Annotated in this window: 21 protein-coding genes; 10 read left to right on the top strand and 11 right to left on the bottom strand. The window is 70.3% G+C overall.

Annotation, left to right across the window (positions count from 1 at the left end; all coding sequences use genetic code 11):
* Positions 1-31: 31 nt before the first annotated feature.
* The 7 genes from ABH926_RS43555 to ABH926_RS43525 form a co-directional block, all read right to left on the bottom strand.
* Entirely contained in the window at positions 32-1,438 is a 1,407-nt protein-coding gene (locus ABH926_RS43555) for a sensor histidine kinase (RefSeq protein ID WP_370372555.1), read from the bottom strand.
* Positions 1,435-2,115, bottom strand: coding sequence for a response regulator transcription factor (locus ABH926_RS43550; RefSeq protein WP_370372553.1), 681 nt, complete (start codon positions 2,113-2,115; stop codon positions 1,435-1,437). Before ABH926_RS43550 ends, ABH926_RS43555 begins: the two co-directional genes overlap by 4 nt.
* A complete protein-coding gene (locus ABH926_RS43545; protein WP_370372551.1) occupies positions 2,116-4,293 on the bottom strand; it encodes an MMPL family transporter in 2,178 nt (725 codons plus the stop codon).
* Positions 4,293-6,503 (bottom strand): MMPL family transporter, encoded by a 2,211-nt coding sequence (locus ABH926_RS43540; protein ID WP_370372549.1) that lies wholly within the window; start codon positions 6,501-6,503, stop codon positions 4,293-4,295. The genes ABH926_RS43545 and ABH926_RS43540 overlap by 1 nt, the downstream gene beginning before the upstream one ends.
* Positions 6,504-6,557: 54 nt before the next feature.
* Complete coding sequence (locus ABH926_RS43535) at positions 6,558-7,220, bottom strand: hypothetical protein (protein WP_370372547.1); 663 nt, start codon at positions 7,218-7,220, stop codon at positions 6,558-6,560.
* Positions 7,217-7,888: a DedA family protein gene (locus ABH926_RS43530; protein ID WP_370372545.1), complete on the bottom strand. Its 672-nt coding sequence runs from the start codon at positions 7,886-7,888 to the stop codon at positions 7,217-7,219. The genes ABH926_RS43535 and ABH926_RS43530 overlap by 4 nt, the downstream gene beginning before the upstream one ends.
* A gap of 155 nt (positions 7,889-8,043) precedes the next feature.
* Positions 8,044-8,682 (bottom strand): NAD(P)-dependent oxidoreductase, encoded by a 639-nt coding sequence (locus ABH926_RS43525; protein WP_370372542.1) that lies wholly within the window; start codon positions 8,680-8,682, stop codon positions 8,044-8,046.
* Between the two features lie 36 nt (positions 8,683-8,718).
* Between ABH926_RS43525 and ABH926_RS43520 the strand changes: the two genes are divergently transcribed.
* From ABH926_RS43520 to ABH926_RS43495, 6 genes are all read left to right on the top strand, one after another.
* On the top strand, positions 8,719-9,033 hold the full coding sequence (locus ABH926_RS43520) for a DUF4387 domain-containing protein (RefSeq protein ID WP_370372540.1): 315 nt from the start codon (positions 8,719-8,721) through the stop codon (positions 9,031-9,033).
* Positions 9,030-10,667 carry a hydantoinase B/oxoprolinase family protein gene (locus ABH926_RS43515; RefSeq protein ID WP_370372538.1) on the top strand — a complete coding sequence of 546 codons (1,638 nt, stop codon included), beginning with the start codon at positions 9,030-9,032 and terminating at the stop codon, positions 10,665-10,667. Before ABH926_RS43520 ends, ABH926_RS43515 begins: the two co-directional genes overlap by 4 nt.
* Complete coding sequence (locus ABH926_RS43510; protein WP_370372536.1) at positions 10,664-12,796, top strand: hydantoinase/oxoprolinase family protein; 2,133 nt, start codon at positions 10,664-10,666, stop codon at positions 12,794-12,796. Before ABH926_RS43515 ends, ABH926_RS43510 begins: the two co-directional genes overlap by 4 nt.
* A complete protein-coding gene (locus ABH926_RS43505; RefSeq protein WP_370372534.1) occupies positions 12,793-13,494 on the top strand; it encodes an RraA family protein in 702 nt (233 codons plus the stop codon). Before ABH926_RS43510 ends, ABH926_RS43505 begins: the two co-directional genes overlap by 4 nt.
* Before the next feature lie 156 nt (positions 13,495-13,650).
* A complete protein-coding gene (locus ABH926_RS43500; RefSeq protein WP_370372532.1) occupies positions 13,651-14,451 on the top strand; it encodes an alpha/beta hydrolase in 801 nt (266 codons plus the stop codon).
* Positions 14,452-14,483: 32 nt separating this feature from the next.
* On the top strand, positions 14,484-15,077 hold the full coding sequence (locus ABH926_RS43495; protein WP_370372530.1) for a TetR/AcrR family transcriptional regulator: 594 nt from the start codon (positions 14,484-14,486) through the stop codon (positions 15,075-15,077).
* 91 nt (positions 15,078-15,168) lie between these two features.
* On the opposite strand, the gene ABH926_RS43490 is transcribed toward ABH926_RS43495, so the two are convergent.
* Positions 15,169-15,570, bottom strand: coding sequence for a nuclear transport factor 2 family protein (locus tag ABH926_RS43490; protein ID WP_370372528.1), 402 nt, complete (start codon positions 15,568-15,570; stop codon positions 15,169-15,171).
* Between ABH926_RS43490 and ABH926_RS43485 the strand changes: the two genes are divergently transcribed.
* Positions 15,569-15,895: a hypothetical protein gene (locus ABH926_RS43485; protein ID WP_370372526.1), complete on the top strand. Its 327-nt coding sequence runs from the start codon at positions 15,569-15,571 to the stop codon at positions 15,893-15,895. The genes ABH926_RS43490 and ABH926_RS43485 overlap by 2 nt on opposite strands.
* Positions 15,896-15,963: 68 nt before the next feature.
* Here the strand turns inward: ABH926_RS43485 and map are convergent, their stop codons facing one another.
* Complete coding sequence (gene map, locus ABH926_RS43480) at positions 15,964-16,731, bottom strand: type I methionyl aminopeptidase (RefSeq protein ID WP_370372524.1); 768 nt, start codon at positions 16,729-16,731, stop codon at positions 15,964-15,966.
* Positions 16,732-16,795: 64 nt separating this feature from the next.
* On the opposite strand from map, the gene ABH926_RS43475 reads away from it, so the two are divergent.
* Positions 16,796-17,071, top strand: coding sequence for a helix-turn-helix domain-containing protein (locus ABH926_RS43475; RefSeq protein ID WP_370372522.1), 276 nt, complete (start codon positions 16,796-16,798; stop codon positions 17,069-17,071).
* A 212-nt stretch (positions 17,072-17,283) separates the two neighbouring features.
* Here the strand turns inward: ABH926_RS43475 and ABH926_RS43470 are convergent, their stop codons facing one another.
* On the bottom strand, positions 17,284-17,751 hold the full coding sequence (locus ABH926_RS43470; RefSeq protein WP_370372520.1) for a MarR family winged helix-turn-helix transcriptional regulator: 468 nt from the start codon (positions 17,749-17,751) through the stop codon (positions 17,284-17,286).
* Between the two features lie 56 nt (positions 17,752-17,807).
* On the opposite strand from ABH926_RS43470, the gene ABH926_RS43465 reads away from it, so the two are divergent.
* Positions 17,808-18,830 carry an NAD-dependent epimerase/dehydratase family protein gene (locus ABH926_RS43465; RefSeq protein WP_370372517.1) on the top strand — a complete coding sequence of 341 codons (1,023 nt, stop codon included), beginning with the start codon at positions 17,808-17,810 and terminating at the stop codon, positions 18,828-18,830.
* 698 nt (positions 18,831-19,528) lie between these two features.
* On the top strand, positions 19,529-20,386 hold the full coding sequence (locus ABH926_RS43460; RefSeq protein ID WP_370372515.1) for a hypothetical protein: 858 nt from the start codon (positions 19,529-19,531) through the stop codon (positions 20,384-20,386).
* A gap of 134 nt (positions 20,387-20,520) precedes the next feature.
* Here the strand turns inward: ABH926_RS43460 and ABH926_RS43455 are convergent, their stop codons facing one another.
* Entirely contained in the window at positions 20,521-21,114 is a 594-nt protein-coding gene (locus ABH926_RS43455; RefSeq protein ID WP_370372513.1) for a TetR/AcrR family transcriptional regulator, read from the bottom strand.
* Positions 21,115-21,136 lie beyond the last annotated feature (22 nt).

Raw genomic sequence — 21,136 nt, 5'->3', positions numbered from 1 at the left:
GGGGTGTGTGCCGAGAATCTCGTCCGGGGGTTCAGCGAAGAATCGCCGTCTCGCCGAAGCCCCGGAGCGTGATGAAGACCAGCGCCCCGCCTTCCGGCGCGGTGTCGATGCCGATCGACCCCTCGTGCGCGACGACGATCGCCTTGGCGATGGCCAGGCCCAAGCCAGTCGAGCCAGCGCCGTGGGTACGGCCGGCGTCGAGGCGGACGAAGCGGTCGAAGACCCGCTCCCGCTCCTCGGCGGGGATACCGGGGCCGTCGTCGCCGACGGTCACGCGTACCGTGTCGCCGTGCCCGCGGGCGGTGACGCGGACCGTTGTCCGCGCATGGCGCAGCGCGTTGTCGATGACGTTGCGGAACACCCGTGACAGCTCGGCCGCGTCGCCGGCGACGGCGAGGTCCGCGGGGATGTCGAGTTCCATGCGGACCGGTCCGCTCGACGTGGTGCCCGCTTCGACCTCGGTCAGCAGCTCGGCGAGCGACACCCGCCGGCGCCGGGCGGCGGCCTTGCCGGCGTCCACGCGCGCCAGCTGAAGCAGTTCGCTGATCAGCTCCTCGAGTCGCGCCGCCTGCCTGACGGCGCGTTCGGCGATCGTCGGCCACGGCGCCTGTTCCGGGTGCGCCAGGCCGACCTCCAGGCCGGTACGGATGGCCGTCAGCGGGCTGCGCAGTTCGTGGCTGGCGTCGGCGACGAAGCGACGCTGCCGGGCCGCGGCGTCGTCCAGCCGGGCCAGCATCGCGTTCATGGTCTCGGCCAGGCGGCCCACCTCGTCGTCGGTACCGGGTTCCGGAACGCGCCGGGTCAGGTCGGCCGCGGAGATGTCGGTGATGTCGGTGACGGTGCGCCGGATCTGCTCGACCGGGCGCAGCGCCCGGCCGACCACCAGCCAAATCGTGCCGCCGGCGAGGACCAGCAGCGCCGGCAGCCCGATCAGCAGCAGCCGGGCGAAGGTCTCGTTGATCTGACTGCGGGTCGTGGTCGGCGAGGTGGTGACGATCGAGACCGGCCGGCCGCCGACCGTGAGATGTTCGCCGTAGGTGGCGACCTCGCCGGCGACGACACCATCGGCGGCCTTCTGCCGCACCGGCGTGTCGGATCCCGGCGGCAGGCTGTAGACGGCGGGCAGCCCGGTGAGGGTCCGGGTCGCCGCGAGGACGCTGCCGTCATCGGCCAGCACTTGGGCCTCGGCGGACGCGTCGAGGGACGAAGCCGGCAGCGGGTTCGGAAAGGTGCCGGCGGTGGACGCCGACTGTTCGATCTGCGTGGCGTAGGTGTGCAGTTGGCTGTCGACGGTACGGCGCGCGGAGTCGACCTGGAGCAGGTACATCACCACGATGCCGAGCGTCACCGCCGCGGTCAGCGCCAGTCCGGCCACGATGGTGACGCGGGCGCGGACGGTGCCGGGACGCAGGCGGCGGGCCAGGCGCGGCGCCGTCACGGCCGCTCCCGGATGACGTACCCCTGGCCCCGGACCGTCTCGACGACCGCCCCGGAAGCCGCCCCCGCGGTGTCGATCTTGCGCCGCAGCCGGTGCATCAACACCTCGACCACCGCCGGGTCCCCGTCGTAGTGCACGTCCCAGCAGTGCTCCAGCAGCTCGGTCTTGGATACCACCCGGCCGACCGACCGCAGCAGGTACTCCAGCACAGCGACCTCCCGAGCGCTCAGCTCCAGCGGCACGCCGTCCCGCGTCACCGTCCGCGCCGCCGGATCCAGCGCCAGGCCGGCGGCCGTGAGGACCGCCGGCCTGGCGCCGAGCGTGCGCCGGGTCAGGGCGCGCAGGTGGGCCAGCAGCACCGGATAGGAGAAGGGCTTGGGCAGGTAGTCGTCGGCGCCGCTGTCCAGGCCCTCGGCGTGGTCGAGATCCTCGTCCAGCGCGGTGAGCATCAGCACCGGTGTCCAGATGCCGCGCTCACGCAGCGTCCGGCACACCTGGTAGCCGTCCATCCCGGGCAGCATCACGTCCAGGACGATCACGTCGTGCGGGCGCTCCGTGGCCTTCCACAGCCCGTCGATCCCGTTGTCCGCGACGTCCACGACGTAGCCCTCCGCCTCCAAGCCCCAGGTCAGGGCCTCGGCGACATCCGGCTCATCCTCAACCACCAGCACCCTCATCTACTCAGCATCCCCCACGGTCAGCACCTCGCGCGCGGGCTGTCGCGGCCCGGGCACCGCGGCGGCCGGCAGCGGCCCCAGCCGCAGGACGCGGCGCGCCCGGTCCGGCAGCCACCAGTTCAGGTCCCCGAACAGCGAGACCAGGGCCGGCAGCAGCAGCATCCGGACGACGACCGCGTCCAGCACCACGCCGGCGGCCAGGCCGGCGGCGATCTCCCGGACCGTGACGTCGTTGGCCGTGGACAGCGAGGCCAGCGCGAAGAACAGGATGATCGCGGCCGAGGTCACCAGGCGCCCGGTCCGGGACACGCCCTCGATGATGCCTTCGCGCGTGGACCTCGTCCGGTCATATCCCTCCCGGACCCTTGCCAGGATGAAGACCTCGTAGTCCATCGACACCCCGAACAGGAACCCGAAGATGAGTACCGGGGCCAGCTGGTCGATGGCGCCGTAGCTGCTGGTCCCCCACAGGGCCTGCATCCCGATGCCGTGCTGGAAGACCAGGACCAGGACGCCGTAGGTGGCGGCGACCGACAGCATGTTCAGCAGCACCGCCTTGGCCGGCAGCACGATCGAGCGCATGCCCCGGGCCAGCAGCAGGAACGTCACCGTCGCGACCACCGCGAACAGCAGCGGGAACGAGCCGTAGGTGGCGTTGGTCTCGTCGATGCTCTGCGCCCCGTCGCCGCCGGCCAACGCGCCGTGCCCGGCCACCGCGCGGATGTCGGCCAGGGCCGTGCCGCCGTGGGAACTGCCCACCTCGGTCTGCGGAATGGCGATGACCAGCGCGGAGCCGTCGGCGGCGCGCCAGGCGGGTCCCGTGGCCTGCGCCGCGCCGTGCAGACTGGACACCGTGCTCAGTGCATCGACCACGGTCGGCGCGTCGGCGGCGTGCGGGACGTAGACCGGGACAGCGGTCAGCGTGCCGGACGGGAACCCGTCGGCCTGCAGGGTGTGCAGCCCGTCGGTATAGGTGCCGGCCGAGGCCATGGCCTGCGTGGTGGGCTGCGCGATGTTGATCGTGGCCGCGGTCCCGGCCAGCGTGCCGAGCAGGCCGAGGCCGACGGCCGCGGACGCCACGCGGTGCCTGATCACGAACTTCGACCAACCGGTCCAGAACCGGCTCGCCGGGTTGCGGCGCGAGGCGCGCTTGGGCCAGTCCACCGCCGGCCCGATCTTGGACAGGATGGCCGGCAGCAGGGTCAGCGCGACGAGCACGGCGGTCGAGGGGATGAAGAGCCCGGAGATGCCGATGCCGCGCACCATCGAATTCGGGATGACGATCAGCGCGAACAGGCCGAGCGAGGCCACCACGCCGCTGAACCAGACGCTGTGTCCGGCGCGCTTGACCGCGGCCGCCACCGCCTCGGAGTTCGTTTTGCCCAGCGTGCGCTCCTCCCGCCAGCGGGTGACCACCAGCAGCGAGTAGTCGATCGACAGGCCCAGACCGAGGAGCGCGACGATGTACTGCACCGCCGGGTTCAGCGGCGAGGACGACGGCACCACATAGGTCAGGCCGTAGATGAAGATCTGCATGGTCAGGACACTGATGAACGCCATCATCAGCGGCAGCAGCGCCAGGAACGAGCCGAACACCCAGGCCAGGACCAGCAGCGCGCCCAGGGCTCCGATGATCAGCTCGCTGAGAACCGAGGAGTTGCCGCCGCCGGTCGTGTTGCCGGCCTCCAGCGCGTGGTAGCTGGTGCCGTTGACGGACAGGTCGGGGGCGGCGTGCCGGGCGGCGGCGGTCAGCTGGTCGATCTGCGTCGTGCCCACGTCGTCGCCGGCCTTCGGCGGGTAGGCCAGCACGATCGTGCTGGTCCGGTTGGTGCCGACCAGTGCGTTGTCTCCGTCTGCGGCGTAGGAGACCACACGGAGGTCCGGCGCGGACTGTGCCAGGGTGCTGTCGATCCGCGCGAGGTCCTGCTTGACCCGCGGCGAGTCAATGGTCTGGCCGGACGGGGTGTTCAGGATCAGCACGCCGGGATCGGACGCGGCGCCGCCGTAGTGCGCCGCGATGGCGGTGTTGGCGGTGTAGCCGGGTCCGCTGACGTGGGAGCCGGACTGCAGCCGACCGGACAGGGACGGCGCGACGAGCACGCCGACCACGGTGATGACGAGCCAGGCCAGCCCGACGACGAGTCGGTGCCGGGTCACCCAGCCTGCGAGTCTTTCCATCAGATCCTCCGTCCGGACGCGTCCGGGTAGGTGTCTTCCAGGTCACTCGAACGGTAGGAAGCCGGAGCTTTCAGAACGCTTACTCCGATGTCATCGTTTTCAGGTACGCGCAGGATCCGGGCGAGGCCGTGCGGCATCCACCAATTGGCCCGGCCCATGATCGCTACGAGAGCCGGAACCAGGAGCGTGCGGACCACGACCGCGTCCAAGAGGATGCCGAACCCGAGGCCCGTGGCGATCATCTCGACCACCACGTCCGGGGCGCTGGACAGCGAGGCGAAGGAGATGGCGAGGATGACCGCGGCACAGGTGACCAGGCGTCCGGTACGGGCCAGGGCCTGCACGACGGCATCGCGCGTGGAGCCGGTCCGGTCGTACTCCTCCCGCATGCGCGCCAGGATGAAGACCTCGTAGTCCATCGACAGGCCGAACAGGAACGCGAAGGCGATGATCGGGACCCAGTTGCGGATGGAGCCGGTGGCCGCGACGCCGTAGACGGCCCTGGATCCCCAGCCGTGCTGCCAGAACAGCACCAGGAAGCCGAAGGACGCGCCGAGCGAGACCAGGTTGACCAGCACCGCCTTCACGGCGAGGACCACCGAGCGGAACTCGCGGGCCAGCAACAGAAACGTCAGTACCGCGATCGCTGCGAGCATCAGCGGGAAGTTGCCGTAGACGGCGTGGTTGAAGTCGGCGTTCTGTGCGGTGTTGCCGCCGACCTGGACCCCGCCGGGGACGTGCGCGAGCGCTGCGCGCAGCCGGGTGACGGTGGCCTGGCCGGCGGACGTGCCGCCCTCGTCGGTCGGGATCACGCTGAAGAAGGCGTCGGAGCCCTGATGGAATGAGGGCGTGTCCGGCGCGAGGACGGTGTAGACGCCCGGCGTCTGTGCGGCTATCGCAGCAGCCTGACTCGCCGCGGACGGGCCGCCGTGTGTCAGGACCTGGATCGGGAAGGTGACCGCGGACGGAACCCCGGTGGCTTCCAGCGCGTGCAGCGTCAGCGCCGGCTGGCCGGTACCGCCGAGGGAGTCCGCTCGCGGCTGGCCGGTGTTCATGGACAGCGCCGGGACTGCCATCCCGATCACGATCACGAGCCCGGCGAACCCGGCGATCCAGCGCCGCCGCACGATGAGCGCGGACCAGCGTTCCCAGCCGCGCGAGAAGGTCGTCGAGCCCTTGCGCAGCCGGCGCTTGTCCAGTGCCGGACCCCAGGCGGCCAGGATGGCTGGCAGCAGCGTCACCGCCGCGGAGATGGCCACCAGCGGGATCACCATGCCGCCAAGCCCGATGCTGCGCAGGAACGGGACCGGCAACAACACCAGCGACAACAGTCCGACGGCGACCGTCAGCCCGGACAGCACCACGGCGCGTCCGGCAGTCGGGGCGGCGGCGAGGATCGCGTCCTCGTTGTCCCGGCCCGCCTCACGTTCCTCACGCCAGCGGGTGACCAGCAGCAGTGAATAGTCGACGACGATTCCGAGCCCCATCACCGCCACCAGGTATTGGACCAGGAAGCTGACATCGGTCAGCCCGGTCAGCCCGAGGATCAGCAGGAAGGCGGTCAGGATCGCGGGCACCGCGATCAGCAGCGGGACGATCGCGATCGCGGAGCCGTAGACGAAAAGCAGCACCGCCAGCGCCCCGACACCGCCGATCAGCGTCTCGACCAGGACGCCGGGACCGCCGGAGGCGGCGGACCCGCCGACGCTCTGGATCTGCTCGAATCCGGTGACCTGCACGGTCGCGCCGGGCGGGGCGCTGGTGCGCAGGGCCGGTTCGATGGCCTGCATCACGCCTTGGCCGGAGGGGATGTCAGGGTTCGGCATGTCGAAGACGGCCCAGGTGGTGCGGTGGTCGGGGCCGATCAGGCTCGGGTTGTGGGTGCCGGCGTAGTCGGCGACGGCCAGATGCCCGGCGCTGGTCGCGGCGGCGAAGGTCTTGGCGGCGATCGCCTGTCCGGCCGCGGTGTCCATGCTCTGGCCCGGCGGCAGGGTCAGGACCGCGAGGGTCGGCTGCTCGTCGCCGTCGATGCCGAACGTCTTCAGCAGCTGCTCGTTGGTGTCGTAGCCGGCGGTGCCGGGCGTGGCGAAGGAGTGGGTGAGGCGGCCGACGGTGCTTGAGGCAGTGATCGCGCCGGCGACCGTCAGGACCAGCCACGCCAGCACCACCAGGCGCCGGTGCCGCAGACACGCTCGGGTGATTGTGGTCATGCGCGGCACTGTGCCCGGTGGTTGCTTACCGGAGGCTTTCACGGTGGTCGGACACTAGAGATGCAGGCGAATCGGGTGGGTGTGGAAGTACCCGCCGACGTGCCCGGACAGGATCACGCCGGCCACGCCCCCGACGAGGAGCGCCACAACCAGTATCGTGCGACGGGTTCCGGCCCCCGGGACGGAGCCGCGCGCTCGGGTGGACAGGTCGGCGAACGCCCAGCTGACGGCCTCCACGAAGTGTGGGACGACGTGCGCGATGACAGCCAACAGCCAGATGTAGAAGACGACCTTGTGGGTCTTCAGCGCGACATCGTAAAGGCCGCCGTGGGCGAGATAGGCGAGGAGTCCGCTGCCGATCAGGACCGTGGTCAGCAGGATCAGGATCGGGCCGAGTATCCGCAGGAACAGGCGCGGCGCGCCGCGTTCGACATAGGCGTGGTCGCCGTGGTAGTAGCGGACGATACGCCAGCCGGTCGAGCCCATCTTCACCAGCACCGGCGGGGTGAGCATCAGGCCTATGACGACGTGTGCGGTGAGGACGTTGGCGACGCCGAGCAGATCGGTGACGATCTCGGCGGCGAACAGGACGAGCAGGATCAGTCCGGTCGCGGCGCTGAGGCGGGCGTTGCCTGCTACGCCGGGGTCGGTGCCGGGGTCGGTGCCGGGGGCTTCGCCGTTTGGCGTTCGGGTTGCGTTCGACGTCGGCGTGGTCATGAAACGGGCTCCGTCCTGACCGCGACCGGGCTCTGGGCCGGTGCCGGTCCGGGGAACGCAGCCTCTGCCCGCTCCTCCAGCCGCCGCATCGAGTGCTTCACCGCGACGGCCATCGTGACGAGGGCGGACGCCGTAACCGCGATACCGCCGACCAGCAGGAAGGTGCCGACCTGCGTCGCGGCGTTTCCGAGCGCATAGGCGCCGTAGGCACACAGTCCGGCCCACAGCACACCGCCGACCGCGTTAGCCACAACAAAGCGGCTCCGCCGCATCCCGTTCAGCCCGGCGAAGAACGCGGCAAACGTCCGCAGCACGGTGACGAAGCGACCGAAGAACACCACCTTCCCGCCGTGTCGCGCAAACAGGTAGCGACCCACCTTCAGGCGCGCCGGCGTCAACCCGACCCGCCGCCCGAACCGCGCGACGAGCCGTGCGCCGCCACGCCGCCCCAGCAGATAGCCGACGTTGTCGCCGAGGACGGCCGCGACCGCCGCGACCAGCGCGACGACGCCGACGTTGAGATGATGCGTGGTCCCGGCGTAGACGCCAGCCGCGATCAAGGCGGTCTCGCCCGGCAAAGGCAGACCGACGCTCTCCAACGCGACGAAGGCGAAGACCACCAGGTAGCCATAGCTGGCCAGGAGATGGTTGATCAGGTGGAGGCTCATACTGCCAAGCTAGGAAAACGAAGCTTGCAGCTTGCTTACCGCGGCTCGGTTGTCGCGCAGCTGAGCCTCGAACATGCTCGCGACCCAGGTCAGCCAGATCGGCATCGCGCGGGTGGGCATCTTCCCGCTCGCCTCGGCCCCCCGCCTGCGGGAAGTCAGCCCGCCACTCCGAGCGCAGCGAGCAGTCCCTCCACCGCCAGCATCGACATGTGCTCCCGGGTTCGAGCCGTCGCACTGCCGGCGTGTGCGGTGAGGACCACACGCTCGGTCCGGGACATCAGATCAGGATGTACCTGCGGTTCGTGCTCGAACACGTCGAGTGCGGCGCCGGCGATCGTTCCGGCAGCCAGAGCGCGCGCCAGCGCCGTCTCGTCGACCAGCGGGCCGCGCGAAGTGTTGATCAAGAAGGCCGTGGGCCGCATGCGGGCCAGCGCTTCGGAGTCGATCAGGTGGTGCGTCCCGGCGGTCAGCGGAGCGTGCAAGCTCACGAAGTCAGAGGCCGCCAACAACTCCGGCAGCGCCACATACTCTGCCTCGAAGGGCAGACCGCTCTTCGGTGTCGAGCCGCTGTACAGAATCCGCATGCCGAAAGCCGCATACGCGCGGCGCGCGACGGCTCGGCCGATCCGTCCCATGCCGACCACCCCGAGCGTCGCCCCGGAGACGTCGGCGCCCATCAGCGGGTCCATCAGGCGCCAGCCGTCGAAGCGGCCGGAGCGCATCAGCGTGTCGGATTCGGTGATCCGGCGCGCCACCGCCAGCATCAGGCCGATCGTCGCCGTCGACTCCCCCACCGAGATGTTCCGTATCGAGTTCGCGGAGGCCCGCTCATGAAAACCCTCGGCGACATCGCCTTGGAAGTACGGTCCAAGAACGCCGGGCCGTTCTGGATGACGCTGGAGGCCTTCATGGCCGACGACGCCGGTTACCGGGCCGCCGACGCGGTGATCTCCGAGGACGCCGTCGCCGAGCTCTACCGCGTCGCACCGTCGACGATCCGGATCTTCCGCCTCCCGGAACTGCGGGTCGTGAAGGTCTCCTTCCCGCGTCCGCTGGTCCAGGGCAGCCTGCACGACCGCGACATGCACGCCGGGCAGCACCACGTGCCCCTGGCCGGACTGCCGGTCCCCGGGACGCGGGCATGAACACGCACCCCGGCATCACCGATGCGGTCGACCTCGAACTGCGCTGGAGCCGGCTCGCCGCGATCGCCGACGAGGCCGCGGCCGTACTGCTGCGGACGGCGTTCTCCACCATCGTCCGCGAGTCCAACGACTACACCGTGGTGCTCATGGATCCGGCGGGACGCACCATCGCCGAGTGCCGGGCCGGGATTCCGGCGTTCGCGGCGCTGATCAGCGTCCTGACCGGCCACCTGCTCGGCCGGTTCCCCGTGCGGGACTGGGCCGAGGGCGACGTGGTCGCGACCAACGACCCGTGGCTGGCCACCGGGCACCTCCCGGACATCGCCCTGGTCTCCCCGATCTTCCACCGCGGGGTCCTGGTCGGCTTCGCCGGTACCGCCGCGCACGTCCCGGACATCGGCGGAAGCCCGGGGCTCGGGGTCAACGACCTCATTGGCGAGGGCCTGCTGATCCCGCCGCTGCGGCTGTATCGGGCCGGAATGCGCAACGAGGAGGTCGTCGCGCTGCTGCGGGCCAACGTGCGTCTGCCCGCACAGGTGTGGGGCGATCTGGAAGCCCAGCTGTCCGCGCACGAGGTGTGCCGCCGCCGCGCCACCGAGTTGCTCGACGACACCGGGGAGGCGGACTTCGCCGCGTTGGCCGAGGCAGTCCACTCCATCACCGACGGCGCCATGCGCGAAGCGATCCGCGCTGTGCCCGACGGGGTCTACCGCTCGGCCGTCGACGCTGACGGCGTCCCGGATCAGGCCACGCACATCGCGTGCACGGTCACCGTTCGCGGCGACGAAATCGAGATCGACTACACGGGCAGCTCGCCGCAGGTCCCCTACGCCACCAACTGCACCCTGAACTACACCACCGCCTACACCGTCTATCCGCTCAAGCTGCTCCTGGACCCGACCACGCGCGGGAACGACGGCTCCTACCGCGCCATCACCGTCACGGCGCCGCGGGGTTCCATCCTGAACCCGGCCTTCCCAGCCCCGGTCCTGGCCCGCCACCTCACCGGACACCTGCTGTCCTGCGCCGTCTACCAGGCGCTCGCCGGCGTCCTGCCGGACCGGGTGATCGCCGACAGCGGCGGGGCTCCGGCACTGCGCGTCCAGTTCTCCGGGCGACGCGACGACGGCGAGCCGTTCGCCCAGATCCTGTTCGCCAGCGCGGGCATGGGCGCCTCAGCCCACGCCGACGGACGCTCGACCACCGCCTTCCCCACCAACTCCGGCAGCGGAAGCGTCGAGTCCCTGGAAGCCGACGCGCCGCTGGTGTTCCGGCGCAAGGAGTTCCGAGCAGACTCCGGGGGCGTCGGTACCCACCGGGGCGGGCTCGGCCAGGACATCGAGGTCCGCAACCCCACCGACCGGCCGGTGCGCGTGGCCCTGCTCGGCGACCGCTCCCGGCACCCCGCGTCCGGTTTCGCCGGCGGAGGCGACGGGGCCGCCACGCGCGTGCAGTACTCCGACGGCACCGAACCGGCACTCAAGTCGGTCTCGGCGCTGGCGCCCGGCCAGAGCATCACCGTGTCCTTCCCCGGCGGCGGCGGATACGGCCCGCCACAGCTGCGGGATCCCCGGGACGTCGAGCACGACCTGAGCCACGGATACATCACGCACGCCCCGGAGGACGACCGGTGACCGGCAGCGGTGGAACCCGCGGCACCACGCGGATCGGCGTCGACGTCGGCGGCACCTTCACCGACCTCGTCCTGCACGACCCCGTCCGCGGCCTGACCCACACCGGCAAGCTGCCGACGACGCCCGAGGCTCCCGGCCGCGCGGTCGTCGAGGGACTGCGGCGGCTGCTCGCCGAGACCACCACCGGCGTCGAGGACGTCGCCGAGGTCGTCCACGGCACCACCCTGGTCACCAACACGGTGTTGGAGCGGACCGGAGCAAAGGTCGGGCTGCTCACCACCGAAGGCTTCCGGGACATCCTGGAGATGGGCCGCGAGATCCGGCACGACTCGGCCGACCTGTTCGCCCGGCCGGCCCCGCCGATCGTGCCGCGCCGCCTGCGGCTCGGCGTCCCGGGGCGGATGTCGGCCGCCGGCACCGAGCTGACGCCGCTGGACGAGGACGCGGTCCTGACCGCCGCGCGCCTCCTGCTGGACACCGAGGGAGTCGAGGCGTTGGCCGTCGGTTTCCTGCACAGTCACGCCAATCCCGGGCACGAGAGGCGGGCCCGCGACCTGATCCGCCGCCTGGCCCCGGACCTGGCGATCACGCTGTCCTGCGAGGCCGCTCCGGAGATCGGCGAACACGAACGCTTCAACACCGCGTGCGTCAACGCCTACGTCCAGCCGGTCGTCCGCGAATATCTGGGCCGGCTCGAAGCCGACCTGCGCGCGAGCGGCTTCGCCGGCCGGTTGTCGATCATGCTGTCCGGCGGCGGACTGTGCACCGTCGCCCACGCCTCGGCCTTTCCGGTGGCCTTGCTGGAATCCGGCCCCGCGGCGGGCGCGATCGCCGCCGCGCGGGTCGCGGTCCGGAGCGGCGAACCGCGGGTGGTGGCGTTCGACATGGGCGGCACCACGGCCAAGCTGAGCCTGATCGAGGACGGCCGGCCCCGGCTGCGGCACGATTTCGAGGCCGGGCGGCTCGACAAGTTCGCGCCTGGATCCGGCCTGCCGCTCAAGCTCACCGTCGTCGACATGATCGAGATCGGCGCCGGCGGCGGTTCCCTGGCCGAGGTCGACAGGCTCGGGCTGCTGAAGGTCGGTCCCCGCAGTGCGGGGGCGCTCCCCGGCCCCATCGCCTACGGCCGCGGCGGCACCCGTCCGACGGTCACCGACGCGGATCTGCTCGCCGGACGTCTGGATCCCGAGCGCTTCCTCGGCGGTGAGATGGCGCTGGACGCAGCGGCGGTCCGCGCCGGACTGGCCGAGCTCGGCCGTCCGGTCGGCCGGTCGGCCGCCGACGCCGCCGACGGCGTCGAGCAGATCGTCACCGCGACGATGGCGGCCGCGGCCCGCACCCATCTGGCCGAGCGGGGCCGCGACCCGAGGGACTTCACGCTGGTGGCGTTCGGCGGCGCCGGGCCGGTGCACGCCTACCGCCTGGCCAAGCTGCTCAAGCTGCGGCGGATCATCGTTCCGGCCGGGGCCGGCGTGATGTCGGCTTTCGGGTTCCTCGCCGCCGTCCCCTCAGCCGACGCGGTGCGCGCTCACCCCTGCGCCCTGACCCGCGTCGATTGGAGCCGGGTGGCAGAGCTCTACAAGGACATGGAGTCGCAGGTACGCGGCGTGCTTGGCGCCGAAGCCGATGCCGAAGCCGAACCGGTCGTTCTACGACGCGCTGCGGACATGCGCTATCTCGGCCAGGGATTCCAGATCACCGTACCGCTCCCCGACGGCGACCTGTCCGACGACGGCGGCCGGATTCGAGAGGCTTTCGCCCGTACCTACGCGAGCCTCTACGGACGCGTGATCGAGGACGGGGCGCCCGAGGTCGTCAGCTGGCGCTTGTCCGGGAACCGACCCGGCCCGCCGACCTTGCCCGACCACCGGCCCGAGCCCGCGGGCCCCGGGCCCGCCGGACCCGGGCCGCGCTCCCGGCGCACCATACGGTTCCCCGACCTGGGCGACGTCGAGGCCGCGGTGCACGACCGGGGCGTCCTCGCCCCGGGAACGGTGATCCGCGGCCCCGCCGTCTTCGAAGACCGCGAGACCTCCTGCGCCGTCGGCCCCGACTGCCTGGTCACCGTCGACACCCATCATTCGCTCGTCATCGACATCGAACCGTCGGAAGGCGGCATGCACGCATGAACACCTCCACCCCCACCCCCGCCTCCGCCTCCGCCTCCGCCGAGATCGAGGCGCTGGCCGCCTGGGACACCCCGGCACTGAGCAACGCGCTCGATGCCCTGCGACTGCGCCCCTTCAACGCCGGCTATACCGACGGTTCGATCCAACGCCTCACCGGCGCCGAGCCCATAGTGGGTTTCGCCGTCACCGCCAGGATGGTCGCCCGCGATCCCGGCAACGATGCTGTCCCCGTCTCCGTGCTCCACGAAGCGATCAGCAAAACGTCCGGGCCGGTCGTGGTCGTCATCGAGGACTGCGACACCCTGCCCGGGGCCGGCGCCTTCCTCGGCGAAGTCAACGGCGCCCTGCTCGCAGCGCTCGGCGTCCGCGGGCTGGTGACCAACGGCCGCGTCCGCGACATCGAAGAACTGCGCTGCTACCCCTATCCGGTCTACGCGACCGGCCTGTGCGTCGCGCGCGCACACATGCGCCTCATCGAGGTCGGCTGTCCAGCGGCCGTCGCCGGAATGCACGTCGACCCCGGCGACATCCTCCACGGTGACGAACACGGCATGCTGAACATCCCCCGCGCAGCCCTGCCCGCGGTCCTCGACAAGGCCGACCTCATCCGCCAGGACGAGCAGCAGGTCGTCGGATGGTCGCAATCGGACGAGTTCAGCATTCCGGGCCTGCTGGAGATGCGCCGGATCCGGCATTGAGCCGGGCATCGCCCAGTGCGCGACCGTCACGCAGCTCCGGGCTGGACCAGGACGACGGCTTCGGCGGGTATCCGCACCCTGCCTCCGGCCGCCCTTTCGAACGAGGTATGGTCCTTGTAGACGTACTAGTTCGTCTACATAGAGACTGGAGGCCTGATGCCGAAGACACCCGTCGTTTTCATCCACGGCCTGTGGCTCCACGCCACGGCATGGAGCAACTGGCTGGAGATGTTCGAATCCGCCGGATACGACCCCAGCGCCCCGGGCTACCCGGGCGATGGAGCGAGCGTGCAGGACACCCGCGAACACCCGGAACGGCTCGCAGGGCTCGGCATCAACGACCTCACCACCGCCTACGGGAACGCGATCGCCGACCTGTCGGCGAAGCCGATCGTCATCGGGCACTCCCTCGGAGGCCTGATAGCCCAGAAACTCCTAGCCCAGGGAACCGCCGCGGCCGCGATCGCGATAGACCCCGGCCAGATCAAGGGCGTGCTGCGGATCCCGCTGGTCCAGCTCCGATCTGGATCCCCGGCACTGCGCCGACCCGGCAACCGGCACCGCGCGATCTCCCTGACCGCCGAGCAGTTCCGCTTCGGTTTCGGGAATGCGCTGCCCGCCGCCGAATCGCAGGACCTGTTCGACCGATGGACCATCCCCGGCCCCGGACGGCCCGCGTTCGAAGTCGCCACCTCGAATCTCCGGCGAGCCTCAGCCTCCCCGGCCGCCGTCGACACCCGCCTGGACGACCGGGGCCCACTGCTGTTCATCGCCGGCGGTGCGGACCACATCGTTCCCCCGGCCGTCGTCAAAGCCGCCGCCAAGCTGTACTCTGCCGGCCACGCCACGACCGACTATCACCTGTTCCCCCGCCGTGGACACTCGATGGTGCTCGACCACGGCTGGCGCGACGTCGCCGACTACAGTCTGGACTGGCTCGCCCGCCAGGGGTTCTGAGTGGGCCGAAGGCCGTGAAACACTGCACAATCGTGGCAAAGGACGAGATGAGCGCGCCGGGTCCGGCGAAGATGTCCACCCGCGACCGCATCATCGAAGCGGCGACCGGGCTCTTCTACGCGCAGGGCCTGCGCGCCATCAGCGCAGACAAGATCATCGAGCGGACCGGTATCACGAAAGTGACGTTCTATCGGCACTTCCGCACCAAGGACGACCTGGTCGTGGCCTACCTGGAACAACGGTCCGAGCAGGAACGCCTCGATGTCGCGGCGATTCTGACGCAGGCCGACGGCGACCCCGGCCAAGCGATCCGGCTGTTCGCCGAGAGTGTCGGCGCGGCCAGTTGCGCACCCGGTTTCCGCGGTTGCCCGTTCATCAACGCGGCGGCCGAATACGCCGACTCGGACCACCCGGTCCGCCAGACCGTCGCCGCACACCGCAACTGGTTCAAGACCGTTCTCGAAGAAATGATCACCCCGCTCGGCCTCGCCGAGCCGGCCAGCATCGCCGACCAGCTCATCCTCATCCGCGACGGCGCCATGGTCAGCGGCTACCTCAGCGACCCGACGACCGTGTCCCAGTCCCTCTATCGCGCGGCACAAGCCATCATCAGCTCACGCCCATGAGCATCCGACTCGCCGAGTTTGCTGCGCCGAGGCGTCCGGTTGGAACCTCTCGGCGGGAACGAACCACTGCGCGTAGTCTCGACGTCCTTCCTTACCAGGCCGGCCCGTACTTCTTGAAGAAGTCGACCAGCCCCTGCGTGTCGGACTGGTAGACATCTACCTTGCTGATCGCACGGCCCCTCACCTCGTACCGCTCGAATTGCTGATAGCCGAAGGTCTCACCGCTGGCGTGCGCGGTGAAGACCGCGCTCCAGAGGCCCGCGAGGCGGTCGCCGTCCCCGAAAATCTCTCCCTCGACGAACTGCCACGTCGCAAACTGATCCAGCCAACCGGGAACCTTCTGGAAGAACTCGTCGCGGCTGGTGGTCGTCCCGCCGTACGGCAGCGCCGAGGGCTCGGTGATGACGACGTCGTCGGCGAGTGACGCGGCTAGTGCGGCCGGGTCCTGCGACTTCATCGCGTCGTAAAAGGACTGGATTACTGAGGCACTCATGATCGTCCCTTCGTTGATGCCGCGCATCGGGCGGCTTGAGTTTCAGGCCGCGGGCAAGGGATCCGGCATGGCCGCCCGTGCCGCCGGTTGGATCGGCCAGCTGCGTGCTGACATCTTCGAAGCCCTGCGGGATGGGCAGCGCGACGGCAGCGTCAGCGGCGATCTTGACGCCGAGGCCACCGCGCACGGGATTGTCGTCGAAGGCGTCGGTTCCGCTTTCCTGTGGACCGTGGCACCGGCCGAAGACTTCCGTCGACGAATCGATCAGCGGCGCGCACGCACCATCAAGACGCTTAGACCCTGGCCGACGCCGCACACGGGGTGACGGAGCGCTGGACCGAACCATCCCGGGCGGCGGGAACGGCAGCCGAACGGTCGGCGTGCTTCCGGATGTCAGGGCACGGTCAGGATGCGCGGGCCGTCGTCGGTGACGGCGATGGTGTGCTCGACGTGCGCGGCGCGGCTGCCGTCGGTGGTGAGCAGGGTCCAGCCGTCGGCGGCGGTGCGGTACTTGTCGCGGCCGCCGGCGATGAGCATCGGTTCGATGGCGAAGGTCATGCCGTGCCGCAGTCGCAGACCCCTGCCGGGCCGGCCCTCGTTCGGGACGCCGGGGTCCTCGTGCATGTGGCGGCCGATGCCGTGACCGCCGAAGTCCTCCATGATGCCGTAGCCGGCGGCTCGGGCGATGCTACCGATGGCGTGGGAGATGTCGCCGATGCGGGCGCCGACCACGGCCGCGGCGATGCCGGCGGCCAGGGCCTGCTCCGCGGTGTCGATCAGGCGGGAGTCCGCGGGCTGCGGGGTCCCGACGATGAAGCTGATGGCGGCGTCGCCGGCCCAGCCGTCCACGATCGCACCGCAGTCGACGCCGAGCAGGTCGCCGTCGCGCAGCCGGTAGTCGTCGGGGATGCCGTGCACGATGGCGTCGTTCACCGAGGTGCAGATCACCGCCGGGAACGGCGTCGCGGCGAAGTGCGGGCGGTAGTTCAGGAACGGCGAGCCCGCCCCGGCCTCGCGCAGCACGGCGCGCGCCGCCTCGTCCAGCTCGCGCAGACTGACGTGCACGTCCGCGACCTGCCGCACGGTGTCCAGGATCGTGCCGACCACGCGCCCCGCCTCGCGCATGGCGTCCAACTCCGCCGCCGTCTTCAACTCCACCATGATCCGTACCCTTCCGGTCGGCCCGCGTTGGCCCAATTACTATACCGGTATTAGTATCACGGTCATGGTGCGCAACCCACTGACCCGGTCCGAGCTCGAACGCGGTCGGCAGCTCGGTGTCCTGCTGCGGCAGGCCCGGGGCGACCGCAGTATGACGGAGGTCGCGATGGCCGCCGGGGTGTCCGCCGAGACTCTTCGCAAGATCGAGACCGGCCGGGCGCCGACGCCCTCCTTCTTCACCATCGCCGCCGTCGCGGCCGTTCTCGGGCTGTCCCTGGACGAGTTGGCCCGGCCGGCAGCCGAAGGCCGCGACGGTGCTCCGACTCCGCTGGCCGCATGATCGGTCAACGCCTCGTGCAGTGGGACCGATCCGCAACCGGATAGCCGGTTTTGACGGCAGCAAGCCTGTCGAGCACGCCGTTGGGCGCGTGGGGCCACGCCATCGGGCCTTCGCCGAGCGCGGGCCCGGACAACGCAATCCGCGTTCGGCCCCGCCGAGGAAGCAAGGCCGACCAGGCACGGCTGCGGCCTTGGTAGTCGGTCAGGGATCGGCTACGGGCGTTGCAGGTTCCGCATCTTCCTCAGTAGCTCGAGCAAGGTGTCCTGTTCCTGCGCGTCGAGACCGACGAAGAGCCCGGAGGCGTGCAGGCGCGCCCTGAGCGTCTCCCACAGTTCGTGCCCTTGTTCGGTGAGGACCAGGGTGCGTTTGCGACCGTCGGCCGGATGAGGCTGACGGGCGAGGAGTCCCATGCTCTGGAGTTTGTCGGCGGCCAGACTCACGGTGGAAGGGTCGCACCGCAGGCGGGCCGCCACCTCCCGCATCGTCGGCGGCTCGGTTCCCGGAGCGAGCGCCCACAGTGTGCCGGCGACGGAAGTCGGAACCCCGAACTCGCTGAGCACCTGGGCCACGACCGCGTCCGCGGCGTTTCCCACCTCCATGAGAACGCGGACGATCTCGGCTTTCCGCTCGACGTCCGCGGGACGGGTCGGCGGTGCCTTCGCGTCACGGTTTACGGTCATGGACCCATGGTACGCTCCAAATATCAATGAGAAACTCAATGACTTTGGAGGACTAGATGACGGACAGTCATGTCGGCGAGACGGTACTCGTCACCGGCGGAACCGGCTACCTGGCCGGCTGGGTGATCGCGGGCCTGCTCCAGCGCGGCTACCGAGTGCGCACCACCGTGCGCAGCCTCGACAAAGCCCAACAGGTGCGCGACGCGGTGAGTGCGCAGGCCGGGGCGCGAGCCGCCGGGACCATCGAGTTCGCGGCTGCCGACCTCCTGCACGACGACGGCTGGGACGCGGCGACCGCCGGTGCCGATCACGTGCTGCACACCGCCTCGCCGATGCCCTTCGGCCCGGGCGTGGACCTCATCACCACCGCACGTGAGGGCACCCGCCGCGTCCTGCACGCCGCGGCCCGCGCAGGCGTCGGGCGCGCCGTGTTCACCTCCTCCGGCGTCACGGCCGACACCGGCGACCCGGACACCCCCGCAACCGAGACGGCGTTCACAGCGCCGTCCGGCACCCCGCTCCGCGCGTACCCCGATTCCAAGATCCTCGCCGAGCGCGACGCCTGGGAACTCGCCGCCGCGACCGGGCTGGAACTGACCGCCGTCCTCCCGACGTTCATGCAGGGCCCCATGCTGGGCACAGGCAGACCGGGAACGGTCCAGATCATCCGCCGCCTGCTCGCCCGCGAGATACCCGCCGTGCCGAACATCGGCTGGAACATCGTCGACGTGCGCGACATCGCCGAACTCCACATCCTCGCCATGACCAGCCCGGCCGCCGCGGGCCAGCGTTTCCTCGGCTCGGGCACCTTCCTCTGGTACCGGCAGATCGCCCGCATTCTGCGTGAGAAGCTCACGAACGAAGCCGCGAAGGTGCCCGTGCGCGCCATGCCCGACATCGCCGTCAAACTGCTCGCGCGCCGCAACCCGCAGATGGCGATGGTGCGCTCCGAGCTAGGCCGCACCAGGCTCGTCGACAGCAGCAAGGCACGCACCCAGCTCGGTTGGCAGCCCCGCCCCACCGAAGAGACGATCACCGACACCGCCAACGCGCTCATCGCCGAATCACGCATGGGCTAGCGACCGTGGGTGCGATCAGGCGTCGAGTGTGGGGATCCACTCGCGCAGGATCTGGCTGTACAGCTGCGGATCGCTGCCGTGCATGACGTGGCCCGCCTTCGGCAACGACTTGTAGTCGAACCGCTGACCCGCTGCGGTGATGAGCTCGCGTGCGCGTCGGAGTTGCAGGTCCGAGATGGCGCCTTGGAGCCGGCCGGTCTCCTCGTCGACGTGGTGGAAGTGGTGGGTGAAGCTCGAACCACGGGCCGATGACCTGGTTCATGCCCTGGCCGTAGGCGGGCGCGATCTCCGAGGAGAACAGCGGCGCGTCCTCGTAGTAGGCCCCGCGCAACATGCCGGGCGGCGCGTACGACCTCGGGATCACCGTGGCCCGAATCAACTTCGGGGTCTCGCCGGGTGACGAGCTGATCCCGGAGCCCTACCCTACGTCGGGCCGCACGAGAGCCTGCCGGGACGGTTCTGGAACCAGCCGTTCGGCGCGGCGCGGACCTTCGGAGAGCTCAGCGGCTTCGAGGGCGTGCTCGACTTCTTCTGGGCCGGCGCGCGCGAAGCGTCGGAGGCCCGCGATCTGAGCCGGCGGCTGCGGTAGTGCCGACGACTGAGAGATCGGCGCTCTTCGCGGTGTAACGCTCTCGGCGGTGCGCGGACTTACCAGCGTTCGAATTTACCGACCCGAACTACTCAGGAGGCCGCTCTTTATGACACAGCAGACCCTCAACACCCCGCACGTGTGCGACTATCCCGGATGCGAAAATCCGGCTGAGCCGACAGTCCCGGGAACCTCGACCGCCGCGCCACGCTTCTGCGCCGACCCCGACCACAACCCGCTGAACCTGTTCCGGCGCTTCCGTGCCCGGCGTCAGCAGAAGAATGCCGGCGTCGACAAGGCGATAGTCGCGGCGGACACGACAGTCGTGGCCGGAGACGACAACACGGTCGCGGCTCAAGCTTCGACCTCGGCGTCCTGGCTGTCCTCTGCGCCCGCCCCCGAGGAACTCGAGCTGGCCGTGCCGATCGCGCCGGAAGCTGTGGAGCAGGCCCAGGACAAGATAAGCATGGCCGTAGCGGTCGCGAAGGCTGCGGCGACCGATGCACCGGGCGAGGCCCACTACGCGTCGCGCGAAAAGATCGTCGAGCTGATCGGCCAGCTGTCCGCGCTACTACCGTCCTACATCGAGGAACTGGCGAGTATCACCGACTCGGAAACCGCCGAGAGCCGCATCGCGGCGGTGACCCGCGTCGCGGCGCGCCAGTCGGTCGCCGCCGAGCAGCGCGCACTGATCGCCGAGGCCGCCGCCGACCTGGCGATCCAGGATCTCGACACGGCACGCAAGCACTTCTCCGAACTGGCCGACCAACTGCGCCAGGACACCGCCCGCCAGGAGGCCGACGGCCGCTACGCGAAGGACGAGCTGGAGCGCGCCCGCGAGCGTATCGCGCTGCTGGAGGTGCGGATCGACGAGGTGCGGGCCGAGGCGGACACCGCACGGCGCGCCTTGGCCGCGCTCGGCGCCGACGCTGCGCGGGAGGCGGTACTGGAGTCGAGGTCGGCGTGATGGTGAGGGCGTGAGGTAAGGGAATCGGGCGTATCCAATGACGGCCGCGGTTCGGATTTGGCGATGACGTCAGATTACGCAGCGGTCATGATTGTACGGTGCTCGGGCTGCTCGATCAGGCTCGGCAGCGGCGTTCAGAGCGCATATGTGCGCAGCAAGACGAGCGCCTGGCGTAAGGCGTGCTCCAAGTGGTGATGTGATCCGGTGGCCTTGTCGATGACCGCCCCGCCCTGAAGCGCCGCGAGGAGCGCGGACGCGAGCTCCGTGACTGGCGCGTCGGCCCGCAGCAAGCCGTCGCGCTGCATATCAGTGAGTTGATTCCGCAGTTGGCCGGCCCACTGCTCGTACATTCCGCCGACCAGGTCGCGGGTCACCCGGTCGGTGTCCAGTGCCCGTCCGGCCAGCGCGGCGACCTCGCAGATGTCGTCGCGCTGCTGTTGCTCGTGCCGGCGCAGGATCTGGCCGACCCAGTTCTCCCAGTCCGGCCACGTGGCCAGCGTCGCGGGCGCGTCGACTTCGGCCATGCGCGCGATGTGGCGCTCGGCTGCCGCGCGTCGCAACTCGTCCTTGCCGCCGGGGAAGTAGTGGAACAACTGGCCCTTGCTGGTGCTGGTCGCTCCCAAGAGGTCGTCGATATTCAGGCCGTTGCCGGCGATCAGCAGGTCGGCTGCGGCCTCCAGGATCCGGGCCCTGGTCGCTTCGCCCTTGGGGGTCTTCGGGGTGGGCATGAGCCCACCTTATATTTTGGAC

Origin of the sequence: Catenulispora sp. GP43 (assembly GCF_041260665.1) — a bacterium.
Classification (GTDB): Bacteria; Actinomycetota; Actinomycetes; order Streptomycetales; family Catenulisporaceae; genus Catenulispora.
The sequence above is the reverse complement of the archived record's forward strand: the minus strand, read 5'-3'. Positions and strand labels throughout refer to the sequence as shown.